Source organism: Kushneria indalinina DSM 14324, assembly GCF_003385845.1.
Classification (GTDB): domain Bacteria; phylum Pseudomonadota; class Gammaproteobacteria; order Pseudomonadales; family Halomonadaceae; genus Kushneria; species Kushneria indalinina.
Map to the genome: position 1 here is coordinate 1,406,325 of NZ_QRDJ01000006.1, position 15,563 is coordinate 1,421,887.

Annotated in this window: 15 protein-coding genes; 10 read left to right on the forward strand and 5 right to left on the reverse strand. The window is 59.6% G+C overall.

The annotated features are described in order from the left end of the window. Position 1: 1 nt before the first annotated feature. Positions 2-592 (reverse strand): zinc ribbon-containing protein, encoded by a 591-nt coding sequence (locus C8D72_RS06595; RefSeq protein ID WP_115853531.1) that lies wholly within the window; start codon positions 590-592, stop codon positions 2-4. Positions 593-853: 261 nt separating this feature from the next. Here C8D72_RS06595 and leuS point away from each other — a divergent pair, with 261 nt between their 5' ends. The 6 genes from leuS to C8D72_RS06625 all read left to right on the forward strand — a co-directional run bounded on the left by leuS (position 854) and on the right by C8D72_RS06625 (position 7,422). Then, the gene (gene leuS / locus C8D72_RS06600) at positions 854-3,445 is read left to right on the forward strand and encodes a leucine--tRNA ligase (RefSeq protein ID WP_115853532.1); all 2,592 of its coding nucleotides are present in this window, start codon (positions 854-856) and stop codon (positions 3,443-3,445) included. A 90-nt stretch (positions 3,446-3,535) separates the two neighbouring features. Continuing rightward, positions 3,536-4,081 carry an LPS-assembly lipoprotein LptE gene (locus C8D72_RS06605; RefSeq protein ID WP_170140515.1) on the forward strand — a complete coding sequence of 182 codons (546 nt, stop codon included), beginning with the start codon at positions 3,536-3,538 and terminating at the stop codon, positions 4,079-4,081. A gap of 13 nt (positions 4,082-4,094) precedes the next feature. Further along, complete coding sequence (gene holA / locus C8D72_RS06610) at positions 4,095-5,168, forward strand: DNA polymerase III subunit delta (protein WP_115853534.1); 1,074 nt, start codon at positions 4,095-4,097, stop codon at positions 5,166-5,168. A 4-nt stretch (positions 5,169-5,172) separates the two neighbouring features. Continuing rightward, the gene (locus tag C8D72_RS06615; RefSeq protein WP_115853535.1) at positions 5,173-6,276 is read left to right on the forward strand and encodes a DUF5924 family protein; all 1,104 of its coding nucleotides are present in this window, start codon (positions 5,173-5,175) and stop codon (positions 6,274-6,276) included. A gap of 88 nt (positions 6,277-6,364) precedes the next feature. Beyond that, on the forward strand, positions 6,365-6,817 hold the full coding sequence (gene slyA / locus C8D72_RS06620) for a transcriptional regulator SlyA (protein WP_115853536.1): 453 nt from the start codon (positions 6,365-6,367) through the stop codon (positions 6,815-6,817). 146 nt (positions 6,818-6,963) lie between these two features. Further along, the gene (locus tag C8D72_RS06625) at positions 6,964-7,422 is read left to right on the forward strand and encodes a universal stress protein (RefSeq protein ID WP_115853537.1); all 459 of its coding nucleotides are present in this window, start codon (positions 6,964-6,966) and stop codon (positions 7,420-7,422) included. Between the two features lie 104 nt (positions 7,423-7,526). Here C8D72_RS06625 and C8D72_RS06630 read toward each other — a convergent pair whose 3' ends face one another. Beyond that, positions 7,527-9,446, reverse strand: coding sequence for an ATP-binding cassette domain-containing protein (locus C8D72_RS06630; protein ID WP_115853652.1), 1,920 nt, complete (start codon positions 9,444-9,446; stop codon positions 7,527-7,529). Positions 9,447-9,588: 142 nt separating this feature from the next. On the opposite strand from C8D72_RS06630, the gene C8D72_RS06635 reads away from it, so the two are divergent. Together C8D72_RS06635 and C8D72_RS06640 are read left to right on the forward strand one after the other, a co-directional pair. Next, a complete protein-coding gene (locus tag C8D72_RS06635; protein WP_115853538.1) occupies positions 9,589-10,422 on the forward strand; it encodes a TatD family hydrolase in 834 nt (277 codons plus the stop codon). A gap of 35 nt (positions 10,423-10,457) precedes the next feature. Further along, positions 10,458-10,973 (forward strand): hypothetical protein, encoded by a 516-nt coding sequence (locus C8D72_RS06640; RefSeq protein ID WP_115853539.1) that lies wholly within the window; start codon positions 10,458-10,460, stop codon positions 10,971-10,973. Positions 10,974-10,992: 19 nt separating this feature from the next. On the opposite strand, the gene C8D72_RS06645 is transcribed toward C8D72_RS06640, so the two are convergent. After that, positions 10,993-11,574 (reverse strand): elongation factor P hydroxylase, encoded by a 582-nt coding sequence (locus C8D72_RS06645; protein WP_425453259.1) that lies wholly within the window; start codon positions 11,572-11,574, stop codon positions 10,993-10,995. Between the two features lie 148 nt (positions 11,575-11,722). Here C8D72_RS06645 and C8D72_RS06650 point away from each other — a divergent pair, with 148 nt between their 5' ends. Next, the gene (locus C8D72_RS06650; RefSeq protein WP_245955185.1) at positions 11,723-13,102 is read left to right on the forward strand and encodes an MATE family efflux transporter; all 1,380 of its coding nucleotides are present in this window, start codon (positions 11,723-11,725) and stop codon (positions 13,100-13,102) included. 162 nt (positions 13,103-13,264) lie between these two features. Then, positions 13,265-13,957: a hypothetical protein gene (locus C8D72_RS06655; RefSeq protein ID WP_115853541.1), complete on the forward strand. Its 693-nt coding sequence runs from the start codon at positions 13,265-13,267 to the stop codon at positions 13,955-13,957. A 2-nt stretch (positions 13,958-13,959) separates the two neighbouring features. Here the strand turns inward: C8D72_RS06655 and tusA are convergent, their stop codons facing one another. Continuing rightward, complete coding sequence (gene tusA, locus C8D72_RS06660; protein ID WP_115853542.1) at positions 13,960-14,226, reverse strand: sulfurtransferase TusA; 267 nt, start codon at positions 14,224-14,226, stop codon at positions 13,960-13,962. Between the two features lie 17 nt (positions 14,227-14,243). After that, complete coding sequence (gene rlmM, locus C8D72_RS06665; protein WP_115853543.1) at positions 14,244-15,326, reverse strand: 23S rRNA (cytidine(2498)-2'-O)-methyltransferase RlmM; 1,083 nt, start codon at positions 15,324-15,326, stop codon at positions 14,244-14,246. Between the last annotated feature and the right edge of the window lie 237 nt (positions 15,327-15,563).

Genomic DNA, 15,563 nt, shown 5'->3' on the forward strand with positions numbered 1-15,563 from the left:
ATCAGTATCCCGCGCGCTGAAAATAGCGATGGCCACACTGGTGGCAGGGCTCCAGCAGCTGTCGATAGTGCAATATGACAGGATGCTCGCAGTGAACGCAGGACATGCGGCCCGGTGCGACCACCTCCCCTTCGGTATAGTCAGCGCGCGCCACCTCGAGCTCTTCCTCGAAACGCTGTTGATCCAGCGCGGTGCGATCGGCCACGGACAAAAGCCCCTGGCGCAGACGATCGGACAGCATGCTCAGATCGATGCCCAGAAAGCCCGCCAGGCTCTCCCCGCCACTGGCCAGGTAACGTCGAAAGTCACTGACATCACGCTCTACCCAAGCCCGTAGAATGGCCAGCTCATCGCGGGTGAATTCCTCGACATCCGCTTCAAAGCTCAGGGCTTCATCGAGCTCCTGCTGCATCCCCTCCCGGGACAGGGAATCGCTGCGATCATTAAAGCGCGCCACGATACGTTCATAGGCTTCCGAAAGACGCCCGGAACCGTGCTCGGCCGATGCTCCGGACGCAGTGTCGGGCTCACCGTATTGATGGGTTACAGGCGCAACATCGTTGTCTCTTGCAGGTTTGTCATGCTCAGCCATGGTGAAGCTCCTTGCGTGTATGCCCGATGATATAAACGACGCGGCCCGGGCCTACCTGTCACTGGCCGAGTCGGGTATCCTTGATCACCACCAGCGGCCGGATTGATGTCATCATTTCAAGCATTGACTTCTCAGGGCACGCTGTCCAGAACGATGCTCATGACATCATGACGCTGTTCTGCTGCCTCGACTACCGGTCATTCGGCCCGCATACATTTTCAGGGCGTCGCTGCCCAACGCCAAGGCTTCAAGACGGACACGATGGACGCACAATACAATCCCTTCGAAATCGAACGCACCGCCCAGCAGTTCTGGGAAAAGAACCGCTGCTTCAAGGCGGTTGAAGATGCCAATCGCGAAAAGTATTACAGCCTGTGCATGTTTCCCTACCCCAGCGGCAAACTGCACATGGGGCATGTGCGTAACTACACCATCGGTGATGTCGTCTCCCGTTTTCAGCGCATGCAGGGCAAAAACGTCCTGCAGCCGATGGGGTGGGATGCCTTTGGCATGCCGGCCGAGAATGCGGCGATCAAGAACCGCGTCGCCCCCGGTGACTGGACCCATCAGAACATCGACTACATGCGTGACCAGCTCAAGGCGCTGGGTTTTGCCTATGACTGGGACCGTGAATTTGCGACCTGTGACAGCGACTATTACCGCTGGGAGCAGTGGTTCTTCGCCCGTCTGGTCGAGAAGGGGCTGGTCTACAAGAAAAACTCCACGGTCAACTGGGACCCGGTGGATCAGACGGTGCTGGCCAATGAGCAGGTCATCGACGGTCGCGGCTGGCGCTCGGGCGCACTGGTCGAACGGCGCGATATCCCGCTGTGGTTCTTGAAGATCACCGACTACGCCGAAGAGCTGCTGGCCGATCTCGAACATGTGGACTGGCCCGAACAGGTCAAGACCATGCAGCGCAACTGGATCGGCAAGTCACGCGGTCTGGAGCTGAGCTTCGATGTCGCGGATGACGGTCGGGCCCTGCCGGCGGGCAGCGAGCAGCTGACGGTATTCACGACCCGCCCGGATACCCTGATGGGCGCGACCTATCTGGCCGTGGCGGCGGACCACCCGCTGGCAGAAGCCGCCAGCGCCCATGTCGACGGCATGACGGCCTTTCGTCAGGAGTGTCGCCAGGGCGGCACTTCGGAAGCCGACATGGCCACCATGGAGAAAAAGGGTCTGGCCACCGGATTTGAAGCGGTGCACCCCATCAGCGGCGATCGACTGCCCGTGTTCGTGGCCAACTTCGTTCTCATGGAGTACGGCACCGGGGCCGTCATGGCCGTGCCCGGCCATGACCAGCGTGACTGGGAATTTGCGACAAAATACGGGCTGCCGATTGTCCCGGTCATTGCCGACGGTGAAGGCAAAACGCCCGATCTGTCTGAGGGCGCCTTTACCGAGCACGGCACGCTGATCAACTCCGGTGAGTACGACGGGCTCGACTTTGACGCCGCTTTTTCAAGCATCTCTGCGCGCCTTGAGCAGGAAGGGCGTGGCGTCGTGAAGACCAACTTCCGCCTGCGCGATTGGGGTGTGGCCCGCCAGCGCTACTGGGGCGCGCCGATTCCGGTCAAGTATGGCCCCGAAGGCCAGACCGTGCCGCTGACCGACGACGAGCTGCCGGTCGAACTGCCCCGCGAGGTCGAGTTTGATGCCACCGGTTCACCGCTGAAAAAGATGCCGGCCTTTTATGATCTGGGCGACGGCTGGGTTCGCGAGACCGATACCTTCGATACCTTTATGGAGTCCTCCTGGTACTACGCGCGCTTTTGCTGTGCCGACAATGATCAGGCCATGCTGGATGAGCGCGCCAACTACTGGCTGCCGGTAGACATCTACATTGGCGGGATCGAGCACGCCATCCTGCACCTGCTCTATGCGCGGTTTTTCCACAAGCTGATGCGCGACTTTGGCCTGGTCGAGAGCGATGAGCCCTTCAAGCGGCTACTGACTCAGGGCATGGTGGTAGCCGAAACCTACTACCGCGATCTGCCCAATGGCGGCCGTGACTGGTTCAATCCGCTGGAGGTTACGGTGGATCGTGATGAGCGCGGGCGCCCGCTCACCGCACGTCTGATCAGTGATGGCGAGCCTGTCACGCCGGGCGGCATCGAGAAGATGTCGAAATCGAAAAACAACGGCGTTGATCCGCAGTCCATGATTGATCGCTTCGGTGCCGACACCGTGCGACTGTTCATGATGTTTGCCGCCCCGCCCGAGCAGTCACTCGAGTGGTCAGATTCAGGTGTTGAAGGCGCACACCGCTTTATCAAGCGCCTCTGGCGCCAGGTCATCGAGCATGCCGAGGTCGGCACGCCGCAGGGCCTGGATCCCGAAGGCCTCGATGATGATCAACGCGCGCTCCGACGCAAGACGCACGAGACCATTGCCAAGGCCAGTGACGATATTGGGCGACGCATCACGTTCAATACGGCGATCGCTGCGGTGATGGAGCTTTCCAACGCGATCTCGCGCTTTGAGGACAGCAGTACGCAGGGCCTGGCCGTGGCTCGCGAAGCGCTGGAAGCCTGCGTCCTCCTGCTGGCGCCCATTACCCCGCACGCCATGCATGCCCTCTGGCAGCAGCTGGGACATGACACAGCCGTGATTGATGCCGACTGGCCGCAGGTCGACGATCAGGCGCTGGCGCGTGACAGCGTCGAGCTTGCCGTGCAGGTCAATGGCAAGCTGCGCGGGCGTATCAGCATGCCAAGCAACGCCGAGCGTGATGACATCGAGCAGGCAGCCATGGCGGATGCCAACGTGGGGCGCCATATCGAGGGCAAGACGGTACGCAAGGTGATCGTGGTGCCCGGCAAGCTGATCAATATCGTGGTCGGCTGACCCCGACCTTCCAGCGAACTCCCGCCAGCACCTGGCGGGAAACAGAACAATATTCCCTGCGCTATCGTTATGGCGCACAAGGAGTTCAAGGTGAAAAGACGTTCGTTTCTTGCAGGCCTGGCCGGTGCCGGCCTTGTACTGGTACTGGCAGGCTGCGGCTTCCAGCTTCGCGGCACAGGCCCCGGCAGCACACTGACCCTTGGTGATCTGGCGCTGGACAGTGCCGGTGGCCCGACCAGTGAACTGACCCGCGAGGTGAGCCAGGAGCTCAATAGCGCCGGTGTCGCCCTCAACGATCAGGCGCCCCTGCGACTCAATCTGGGCTCGGAGGAGCTCCGGGAGCGGGAGTTGACCTATGGTGATGCCGGCACCCAGGAGCGCCAACTGACGCTGACCGTCCCCTGGTCGCTACAGCGGGTTGACGATGGCGCCTACCTGGCCAGTCAGGAAGACGTGACTGTATCGGGAACCTTCTATACCAGCAGTGACCAGCTGCTGACGCGTGACGATGCCCGTGAAGCCCTGCAAAGCCAGCTTCGTCAGGATGCTGCTCGTCGCCTGATCGACCGGCTACAGACCTTTCAGCCCGACAGCACCGGGACGGTTCAGCCCGCATCGCCTGCCCCGTCATCCTGAAGGACCGGTCTGAATGAGGGTCTACCCGGACAAGCTTGCCGAGCAGCTCGCACGCAAGCTCGCGCCCATCTATATCGTGGCTGGCGAAGAGCCGCTGCTGCATATGGAAGCCTGTGATGCGATCCGAACCCGTGCGCGTGAATCAGGGGTCGAGGAGCGCGAGATTCTGCAGGTGGAACAGGGATTTGGCTGGCATCAGCTGATGGAAAGCGCCAATAACCTGTCCCTGTTTGCCACGTCCCGGCTGATCGAGCTGCGCCTTGGGTCGCAGTCGCCCGGCCAGGAGGGCGCCCGTGCGCTGGAAGCCTACGCACAGCAGGCCGATGACAGCAGCGATATTTTGTTGATCAGTGCCGGGCGCATGGAGCGGCGCCTGTTGCAGAGCAAGTGGTTCAAGACGCTCGAAAGCAAGGGTGTCCATGTGCCGGTGTGGCCCGTCGATCATCAGCGACTGCACTTCTGGGTACGCGATCGCGCCGGGCGTCACGGCCTGGAGCTTGATCAGGAGGCGGCGCGACTGCTGGCCGAGCGCACCGAGGGCAATCTGCTGGCCGCGGATCAGGCGCTGATCCGGCTGGCACTGGTACATCCGGCCGGGGCGCGACTGAATGCGCAGGCTGTTGCTGCCGATACAGAGGACAGTGCCCGCTTTGATGTCTTTAACCTGACGGATGCCTGCCTGCGCGGGGAACGTGACCGGGCGGTCAGGATCGTGTCAGGGCTGAGAGAAGAAGGCATCGAGGCGCCCGTGGTGCTATGGGCACTGACTCGTGAGCTGCGTACGCTGCTCTCCGTTCGGCAACACATGGATCAGGGCCAGAGCCTTGAACATGCCTGCAAGGCACAAAGACCGATGATTCCGGAAAAGCGCCGCCCTCAGTATCAGCAGGCCCTGAAAAGACTCCCCCTGAAGCGTCTGCACAAGCTGCTGCTGCTGTCACAGCGTATCGATCAGGCCATCAAGGGCGCAGCGCCCCTGCCCACCTGGGCAAGCCTTGCTGATCTTGCCCTGACGCTCGCCGGTGGCCGTGGCATGCTGGCAGAGATGCCGGACAGCTATCGCATCACCCTGCCCGGACGGGGCTAGCCCCATGACAAGCGCCTCCAATCTTGTTCCCGCACGGCTGGAGCGGCTCTATCACTGGCTGCGTCGCTACTACTGGCTATGGCCGCTGATCAGCTTTGGCAGCGGCCTTTTCAGCTTTTTTCTGATCAGCCGGCAGCAGACGCTCGGGGCATGGCTGGCTCTGGCACTGATGCTCACCTGGCTTTTGCTGTCGCTTGAAAGCCTCTGGAGCTGGTGGCACCGCCATCGCGAGCACTCTTCGCTGCCACGACTTCTGGCGACCTTCTGCGCCCAGCTGACCCATCAGGAGACCCTGTTCTTCTGCCTGCCCTTTTTCTTGATCACGACCGTATGGCGCAGTGGGCAGGCCCTCTTCACCGGGCTTCTGGTCGTCTGCGCCATTATTTCCATTGTCGATCCGCTCTATTTTCGCATTGCCGAAAAGCGCCGATGGCTCTATTTCAGCTATCACGCCCTGTGCGTGTTTGCCGTGCTTCTGGTAGTCGGGCCGCTGCTGCTGCGACTGTCCACGGGTACCAGCCTTTTAATGGCCGCCATTGCTTTTCCCCTGGTCGCGCTGCCCAGCCTGATCAGCATTTTGCGCCCCGATCGGGCATGGCGATGGCTGGCGCTGGTCATGCTGGCAGCGGCCATCAGCGGCGGTGCCTGGGCGATGCGCACCTTTATCCCGCCGGCCACGCTCTGGATCGATGCCAGCGCCCTTTCCCCCTCGTTTGATACGGCCGCTCGCGAGCCGCGAGGCAGCATGGTAATGACACCCGATGCCCTCCGCGCCCAGGGGCTTTATGCCTTTACGGCCATCCATGCACCGCTGGGGCTCAACGAACACATTCGTCATGTCTGGCGCCATGAAGGTCGTGTGGTTGATGAAATCGATCTGACCATTCAGGGTGGCCGTGATCAGGGTTATCGTGCCTGGTCACGCAAGCAGCATTTTGGCGCTGATACTGAAGGAGAGTGGCAGGTTGATGTCGTAACGGATGCCGGACAGCGGCTGGGCGTGATACGCTTTAGCGTTGTTGACGATGTCGACCAGGCTCGCAGGGTCGATGGCCGTCTTGAAAGAACGCCAGGCATCGGCTGGTTGCGCAGGCAACACAGTGACTGACTCCTGCCCTCCCGGCTAAAGTTAACTTGCATCGAGGCGCGGTAATTCGCAAGAATCGGCGTCCGATCCATCATGACCAACGGATAACATGCACGAATCTCTCTGCCTTAAGGTTTCGCGTGTACCTCGCCTGTGGCGCGCCGTTATTGACCAACGGCTGGCGCCGCTCGGCATGACGCATACGCGCTGGGTCACGCTGTACCATCTATGGCGCTATGGAGATGGCCAGGCACAGTGTGATCTGGCACGTATCATTGGCGTTGAAGCGCCGTCACTGGTGCGCACCCTCGACCAGCTCAGCCAGCAGGAGCTGATTGAGCGTCGCCCCAGTGAAGAAGATCGTCGTACCAAGCTGGTGTATCTCACGACTCAGGCAACGCCACTGCTTGAAGAGATCGAGAAGGCGGTCAACGATGCCCGGGGCGACATGCTCAGGGATATCAGCGAAGAGGATCTTGAGCATTTCGAGCGCGTGTTGACCCTGATCGAAAGCAACGGTAGCCATGAGCTGGCTCTGCGCGACAGCGAACCGTCTCCCTGATCCCGTTTTTTCCTGTAGTTACTTCCAGCCTCTTCCCTCTCCCTTCGTCAGCGGCTAAATTAAGATTATTGCCGCTGACGGGCCATTCCCGACGGACCAGGCCACAGAGCCATTCGCCTTGGATAACATGACGGGAGAACAGGGACATGAGTGAACACTATCAGCACGTACTGGTAGCCGTTGATCTGACACGCGATTCGGGACTGGTTTTGGCGCGTGCCATACGGATCGCACGGCGCAACCAGAATGCACGGGTCTCCATCATTCATACGCTTGAGCCGCTGGGGTTTGCCTACGGGGGCGATATTCCCATGGATCTCACCAGCATTCAGGATCAGCTTGATGGCCATGCCAGAGACCGTCTGGCGGAAATCGCCGATGCTCATGGCATTCCCCGCGAGGACCAGCATGTGGTTGTGGGCATGCCCGACGCCGAGATTCACCGTTTTGCCGGCGAGCGCAAGGTGGATCTGATCGTGGTGGGCTCTCACGGCAGAACCGGGTTCGCACTACTGCTGGGATCAACCTCTACCGGGGTACTGCACGGCGCGAAATGTGACGTTCTGGCCGTGCGAGTCGGCGCAGAAGGCGAAGCCACCGAGTAATCGGGGGAGCATCTGCCAGGGAAGGGGGCATCGTTAGCCACGGTGCACCCTTTTTATGGCCATCGGATCACCGGTTATGAGTGATCCCTGGTGCTTTCGGACACTCAGCCATTGTCGCTTTCCAGCTCGAGCCAGCGCTCCATGGCCTGCTCCAGTGACTGCAGGGCATTGCCATGCTCCTCAAGGGTGGCATCGATGGTGGCGCTGTCCTGCTGGTAGAAATTAGCGGAACCGATGGTGGCCTCAAGCTCGGCGATGCGTGCTTCAAGCTGTTCGATCTGCCCGGGAAGCTGATCCAGCTCGCGCTGCAGCTTGTAGCTGAGCTTCTTTTTGGCCGGTGCCGGAGTGCCGGCCTTCTCGCGGGGGGTCGACTTCTTTTCGGCCGCGATATCTTCGCCGGTATCCGGCCCCCGCCCACGCATTTCTCCGGGCGCCGGCGGCAGCTTGCCACCCTGTCGAACCCAGTCGGTATAGCCGCCCACATAGTCGCGAATGACGCCGTCACCTTCAAAGGCCAGAACGCTGGTCACCACGTTATCCATGAAGGCACGGTCGTGACTGACCAGCAGCAGCGTGCCGTCGAAATTGATCAAAAGCTCTTCGAGCAGTTCCAGCGTTTCCACGTCCAGATCGTTGGTCGGCTCATCGAGCACCAGTACGTTGGCCGGCTGGGTAAAGAGCTTGGCCAGCAGCAGCCGATTGGACTCACCGCCCGACAAGGCCCTGACAGGCTGACGCGCACGATCGGGTGAAAACAGGAAGTCCTGCAGGTAGCTCATGACATGACGGTCACGCCCGTTGATGGTGACCTGATCACGCCCGCCGGCGACGTTGTCCAGTACGGTGGCGTCCATATCAAGCCCGGCACGGAGCTGATCGAAATAGGCCACCTTCAGGTTGGTACCTTCCCGGACGCTGCCTTCCTGGGGTTCCAGTTCTCCCAGCAGAATTTTCAAAAGCGTTGTCTTGCCGGCCCCGTTGCGACCTATGAAGCCAATGCGATCGCCACGCTGTATCTCGATGGACAGATCGCGGACGACCCAGTCCTGACCAAACCGGTGGCTGACGTTTTCAAGCTCCACGACGCGCTTGCCGCTTCGCTCGCCGCTATCGACGTTGATATTGGCATTGCCCTGTCGTTCACGGCGCTCGGCACGCTCGGACCGCAGCTTTTCCAGCGCACGTACGCGCCCTTCGTTACGGGTGCGACGCGCCTTGACGCCCTGGCGGATCCAGCGCTCTTCGGCGGCCAGTTTCTTGTCGAACTCATCGCGCTCGCGCGACTCGACTTCAAGCTCATGCTGCTTCTGGGCCTGATACTTTTCATAATCGCCCGGATAGCGCCCGAGACGACCGCGATCCAGCTCCAGAATGCCGGTCGATAAACGCTTGAGGAAGGCCCGGTCGTGGGTAATGAACAGCACCGAGCCGTTGAACTGTAGAAGCTGCTCTTCCAGCCAGTGGATCGTATCCAGATCCAGATGGTTGGTCGGCTCATCCAGCAGCAGAACATCAGGATCAACCACCAGTGCCCGTGCCAGCGCCACACGACGGCGCCAGCCGCCCGAAAGCCCTTCCATCATGGTGGTGGCCGGCAGGCCCAGACGGGTCAGTACGGTGTCGATACGCTGATGATAGGACCAGCCATCTCGCGCCTCGATGGCCGTCTGCAGCGTCGCCAGGCGGTCCATGTCGGGATCGGCAGATTCAATCAGATGCTGATACTGGCTCAAAAGCTCGCCGGTTTCGGGCAGCCCCTCGGCGACCACATCGAAAATGGTGCGCCCTTCCGCCGGCGGGAGATGCTGCAGGAGCGTTCCCACCCGAAGACCCGGCATGCGCCAGATATTGCCGCCATCAGGCAGCGCACGTCCCTCGATCAGGGACATCAGAGTGGACTTCCCGGTGCCGTTGCGACCTACCAGCGCCAGACGCTCGCCCTTCTCCAGTACGAGGTCGGCGCCATCGAGCAGCACATGAGTGCCATAGGCCAGTTGAAGCTGTTCCAGTCGTAAAAGCGTCATGGAGCTCTGCAAATTAGTGAAGGCGTATGCGAAGGCCTCATTGTACCTCATGCATCCGGGTTGTGGCTGCCAGGCAATGGGACATCGATGAAGGGGGTATCCTACAATAACGCCCAAACATATCCTGACCCACGGAGATGGCATGCTGCCTGACGCCCTGAGCTTTCAATCACCGGAACCCTTGATCGATATCGGTGCCAACCTGACGCACGAAAGCTTTCAAAAGGATCTGGACGACGTACTCGAACGTGCCGCTCGGGCCAACCTGACGGCGATGGTGCTGACCGGTACGGATCGCGCCAGCATTGAGGCAAGCGTTGAGCTGACCCAGCGGGAAAATCCTGTCGCGCTCTATGCGACCGCCGGTCTGCACCCCCATCACGCCAGCGAGTTTGATCCATCACTCAAGCGTTTTATCGAAGGCTATCTTGATCACCCTCGCGTGCTGGCCGTGGGCGAGTGCGGTCTGGATTATCATCGCGACTTCTCTTCACCGGCCGATCAAAAACGAGCCTTCGAAGCCCATCTCGAGATGGCCGCACGAACAAAAAAACCGCTGTTTCTGCATGAGCGTGACGCCGGCAGCGACATGCTGGACATGCTCAGGCAGTGGCGTGACGACATCGGCCCTGCGGTTGTCCACTGTTTTACGGGAGACAAGCCAACACTGTACGGCTATCTGGACATGGATCTTTATATCGGCCAGACAGGCTGGCTGTGCGATGAGCGTCGAGGTGAGCATCTGCGCGAACTGGTCGGTGATATACCCACCGATCGCCTGATGATTGAGACCGACTGTCCTTATCTATTGCCACGTAACCTGCCTGCCAAACTCAAGGGCAGGCGCCACGAACCGGCGCTGCTGCCTTGGATCGCCCGGGAGATTGCCGCCTGTCGCGGTGTCAGCGAGGCCGTCATTGCACGGGAAACCACGGACAATGCACGCCGCTTCTTTGACATTCCGGCCTCTTCATAATCGTTTCAGGACATCTACTTCAGGACACCATAGACATGCAGGATGATTACGAGTTTTCCAACACCGAGGCCCTGAATCTTCCCGGTTTTATTGCGGTGGAAAGCGGGGAAGGTGATGTGCCGGTCGCCATCGCCTGGACGCTGCCGGATGGCGGGGTCAAGCACACCCTGATTCAGCCCGATGAGACCTGGCTTGAAGACGATGTGGCAAGCCTTGGCGATTATCACGCCGATGAGCTTCTTACCATGGGCGTGAGCGTCAGCGATGTGATCCGTGAGCTGGAAGCCGACTATCACGGCAGCACGCTCTACAGTGCCAATCCAGACCAGGACGAGGCCGCCCTGTCCCGTATCTTTGAAGCCGTCTCTGCCACAACGTTCGTGTCCATTGTCGATGCCGGTACCCTCTATAGTGACCCGGAAGAGTGGCATCAGCAGCGCAGCGAGATGTTCAGTGAAATGGGGCTCGAACCGGGGCGTGCCGAGCACGACCTGGAGACGCTGCTGAAGCTGCACGTTCGCTGGATGGATGATGACATGCTCGCTGACTGAACCGCCATCGATCGCCTGATCAGCACGCCACCGCGTGCTGATCCAGCCACTCACCTGCATAATGGCCCGCCTGTTCGAGCGAATGACCCTCGATGAAAAGCGCCGTTAGGGCGCGGCGAAAGGCTTCTGCTCTCGCCGGCAGTCCCTCCTCGAGATAGCGCTGTCGCCTTGCTTCCACCTTTTGGGCAAACGTCTCGCGATCTACCTCGGCGCTGCCTTCGAGATTGTCCACGCTGACGTTGAAGCGGCGGTCACAGGCCTGGGTCAGCATCTTTTCAATGGCCTGAGGCGCGATCTCGGCTGATTCAAAAGCCTCCTGAGCACTGTCATCACGGCCGTCGGGCATGTACCAGTAGCCATAATCTTCCAATAGACGTCGCCGCGCGCCGGCGATACACCAGTGACTGATCTCATGCAGTGCACTGGCGAAGTAGCCATGGGCAAATACGATACGGTGGTGGGCGTGGTTTTCATCGGCAGGCAGGTAGATGGGCTCGTCGTCACCGCGCACCAGAAGCGTCTGATAGCGTGACGAGAACACCTGGTTGAAAAGCGCCATCAGTTGCTCGACCCGGCGCTGTTCCTGTTGCTGAGAGGTCACATACTTCTCCTGAGATATGCTTTCGGCGCGCCACTTTATCACGAGGTTCACAGCGCGAGTGCTTTGCTACAATGGCGCTTTCCTCTGGCTGGAGCCGGCCTTGTTGCGCATCGATTTGACTGCCTGTCGTCTTGAAACTTCTGCCCTGATGCGCCTGGCGCTGCCGATTCTGGGTGCCCAGCTGGCACAGGCTGCCATGAGCACCGTTGATGTCATGATGTCCGGTCGTTCCAGTGCCACGGACCTGGCAGCCGTATCGGTTGGCGCCAGTCTCTGGGTGCCCTTGATGCTGTTCATGACAGGAACCCTGATGGGCCTGACGCCCATCGTTGCCCAGCATCTGGGCGCGCGGCAACAAAGCGCCATTCGACCTGCTGTGCATCAGGCGCTTTGGGTCGCCCTGCTGCTGGGGCTGATGGCATGTATGCTGATCTGGCTGACGGCAGAGCCGATCTTTACCTATATGTCGGTCCCTGAAGCGGTGGCCACCACGTCAACACAATATCTGCATGCCGTGGCATTCGGCATGCCTGCTGTCGCGCTTTATCAGGCATTGCGGGCGTTTTCAGACGGCGTCAACCATACGCGTCCGGCGCTCTGGATCAGTCTGATCGGCCTGGGGGTCAATATCCCCGGTAACTACCTGCTGATCTTTGGCGGCGCAGGCGTTGTCTCACTGACCGGGACTTCCTTTCCCCTGCTGGAAGCCGTGCCTGCCCTGGGCGCGACCGGATGCGGCATCGCCACGGCCATTGCCATGTGGGTCATGTGCGGTTGCATGGCCTTTTATACCCGCCGTGCCCGGGTCTATGCCCCCATCCAGATATGGCAGGGGTTCAGCCGGCCCGATCTGCGCCTGACCGCGGAGCTTTTGCGAATAGGGCTACCGATTGGTGTGGCCATTTTTACGGAGGTCACCCTTTTTGCACTGATTGCGCTTTTTGTGGCAAGTCTTGGTGAAATCGTGGTCGCCGCGCACCAGGTCGCTCTCAATTTCACCTCGTTGCTGTTCATGCTGCCGCTGTCATTGGGCATGGCACTGACGGTACGCGTGGGCAATACCCTGGGTCAGGGGGATGGCAAGCGAGCGCGCTTTATTGCCTGGAATGGCGTGGGAATGGCGCTGATTGCGGCCCTTCTTATCGATGTCGTGCTGGTGGTTGCCGCTCATCCCATCGTTGCTCTCTATTCAGGCAACATGGAAGTACGTGCTCTGGCGGCCAACCTGATACTGCTGGCGGCCATCTATCAGATTTCAGACGCGCTTCAGGTGAGCATGGCGGGCGCGCTGCGAGGCTACAAGGACACACGTATTATCATGCTCATTACCCTGGCTTCCTACTGGATTGTCGGCATGGGTGGCGGACATCTGCTGGGCGGTGGGTTGCCGGACATTTTCTCGGGCTGGGGCGTTTACGGCTACTGGCTGGGGCTTATTGCCGGGCTCAGCGTAGCGTCCATTCTGCTCGGGCTTCGTTTGTATCGCACATCCGGCAGATACCGGCAGGGGGCGCTTGAGAACGCATAGTGACATGCATTGTTGTTTCCTGACGGAAGCCGTGAAAGTATCACCTATGGTATGACATTCCTTACCGCAGCTGTGCTAATAGTTAAAAATGCGTCTCGATGACCGGACGCCAGCTTGATCAAGGACAGGGATATACCGGACAGATAACCGGAGGGGCAAGCAATGAACACGATGTCGACTTATCATCGTATGCAGGTTATCGACCTGGAGAGCGTGCGTCAGCAGCGGCGTAAAAAGCATCGTATCGTGCGCCTGGCACCTGAACTTGATGGCCTTGAAATGCTTTATCAGCTTGCAAGCGACGCACAGTCTCTATATGGCATGCCGGTATTGGCCTGGGGACTACAGGAAGATGGTCATGTCGTCGGGCTGGTCCCCTGGCTGGATCGACTGACTCGCTGCCATACACTGGAAGACCCGGATCAGGGCTGCTTTGTAGGTTACCGTGATCCAGAATCGGAGCTTGTCATGGACTCGCCCCCGCTTCACAAGGTGGTCGAGCTTGAGCATGCTGCAGCGTATTTCGAGTATGAGCATGAGGATGAACCCTGCGTCCTTCAGCACCTGCCCGATACTCAGGGCACCCATGCCCTGTGTCATGCCCACGATGACAGCTGGCAATTAAAGCAGGTACATGGGTGGCATCTTTATAGCGATGGCAATATAGAAGCGCTTTTGCAGGATGAGGATCAGGACTGCGAGGAGCCGATTCTACCCGGTGATGACTGTCTTTATCCGGGCCATGCCCGACACGAATCGCTCTATCTGTTTCAGCGCCAGATTGCCAATCGTATTCGCAGCCAGGACCCCGCGACGCTGGAGGCGCTTTCGGTCATGATGGTCACGCAGGACTGATATCACTGCTCGGGAGGGGCAAGGCGAACATAATAGCGCCATGTCCCCTCTTCTTCGTACTGTTCAATCAACTCATGACCCAGGAAGGTGCAGAATTTGGGAACATCCCGCGTGGTGGCCGGATCGGTAGCGATAATTTCAAGCACCTGCCCCGGCGCCATTTCTCTGACCCTGTTGTGCATCATCATGATGGGCTCGGGGCAATAAAGCCCTGTCGTATCGAGCGTTTCGTTGCTTTCAGGTTTTTCAGCCACTGTCTTCTCCCGCATTATCGTGTCGCCGTGCGTTAAACAATAGCAACATAGACGGTTACTTCTTCCCGGTCATGATAAAGATGACGGCATCGGATATGCGCCTTGTGCCCGGCCTTTTCAACGCACTGATGTAATAGTTCAAGACAGTGCTCGACCTCGTGCCAGCGCTGCTTCATCGGTAATTTGAGATTAAAAATGGCACGTCGTGTCCAGCCGTTTTCAAGCCATGTCCCCATGAGCCTGGCCACCCTGACGGGTTGATCTACCATGTCGCATACCAGCCAGTCCAGCGAATGCGGAGGCTGCCAGCTATAGGCATCTTCGCGCAGATGTTCTACCTGTCCGGTATTCAGCAGGGATGCCTGCATGGGGCCATTGTCGATGGCGTAAACGCTCATGCCGCGCTTGACCAGCTGCCAGGTCCAGCCGCCGGGGGCTGCACCCAGATCGGCTGCCCACATGTTTTCGCCAAGCACTTCCTCCCACTGCGCCGGCGCAATGAAGGTGTGCCAGGCCTCTTCAAGCTTGAGCGTCGAGCGACTGGGGGCATCATGGGGAAAGCGAAGATGGCGAATACCACCCGGATACTCACTGCGATTGCCCGGAAAGCTAATGGCTATTTGCACCTGATCACCGGCGGTCCAGAAAAGATGCAGCCACCGCTTACCTGCCTTTCGCCGTAGCGCGCCGCATTTACGACCGGCACTTTCCAGTGCCTTTTGAAGCGACTTGCCAAGCCCGGTCAGCGCCTTGCCGTCATTGGTGTCCGGTATATCCTGACAGATATGCTCAAAGCTCCAGCCGCTTTCGCGAATCAATGCCATGATCGGTGATATCCGATCCTCGCGGTCCAGATTGGCCAAAGGCGGAAAGGCAACCAGCGTCTGTCTCGGAAATACCAGGGTGTCGAAGGAAAGCTGCCTTTGAAGCGTATGGGCCGGCTGCTGATCCGCCAATACGTAGCGCACAAATCCGGTATCGGCCGAAGCGATCGGGTAGCCATTGGCGCCAAGCACGGCAGCCTTTTTAGCAATTTCTGCAGCAAGATCTGCCTCGAAGCCGGCACGGCAATAAAGCAATATTTCGCTGGCAACACGATCGGCATTTGCAGACATAGAGAATGTTATTCCGGGAAGGCGGTGCATGAAGGCATGTATTGTACATGATCAGCGACAGAGCGCCGCTTTGCATCCAGACAGAAGACGTCGGGCCGGGGACAGCGCCGGCGGCGGCCATGTGGCCGTGGCCGACGGCGGACATAAAAGAACCCCGGTCCTGTTAAGGACCGGGGTTCGGAAGGGGTGCCTGACGATGACCTACTCTCACATGGGGAGACCCCACACTACCATCGG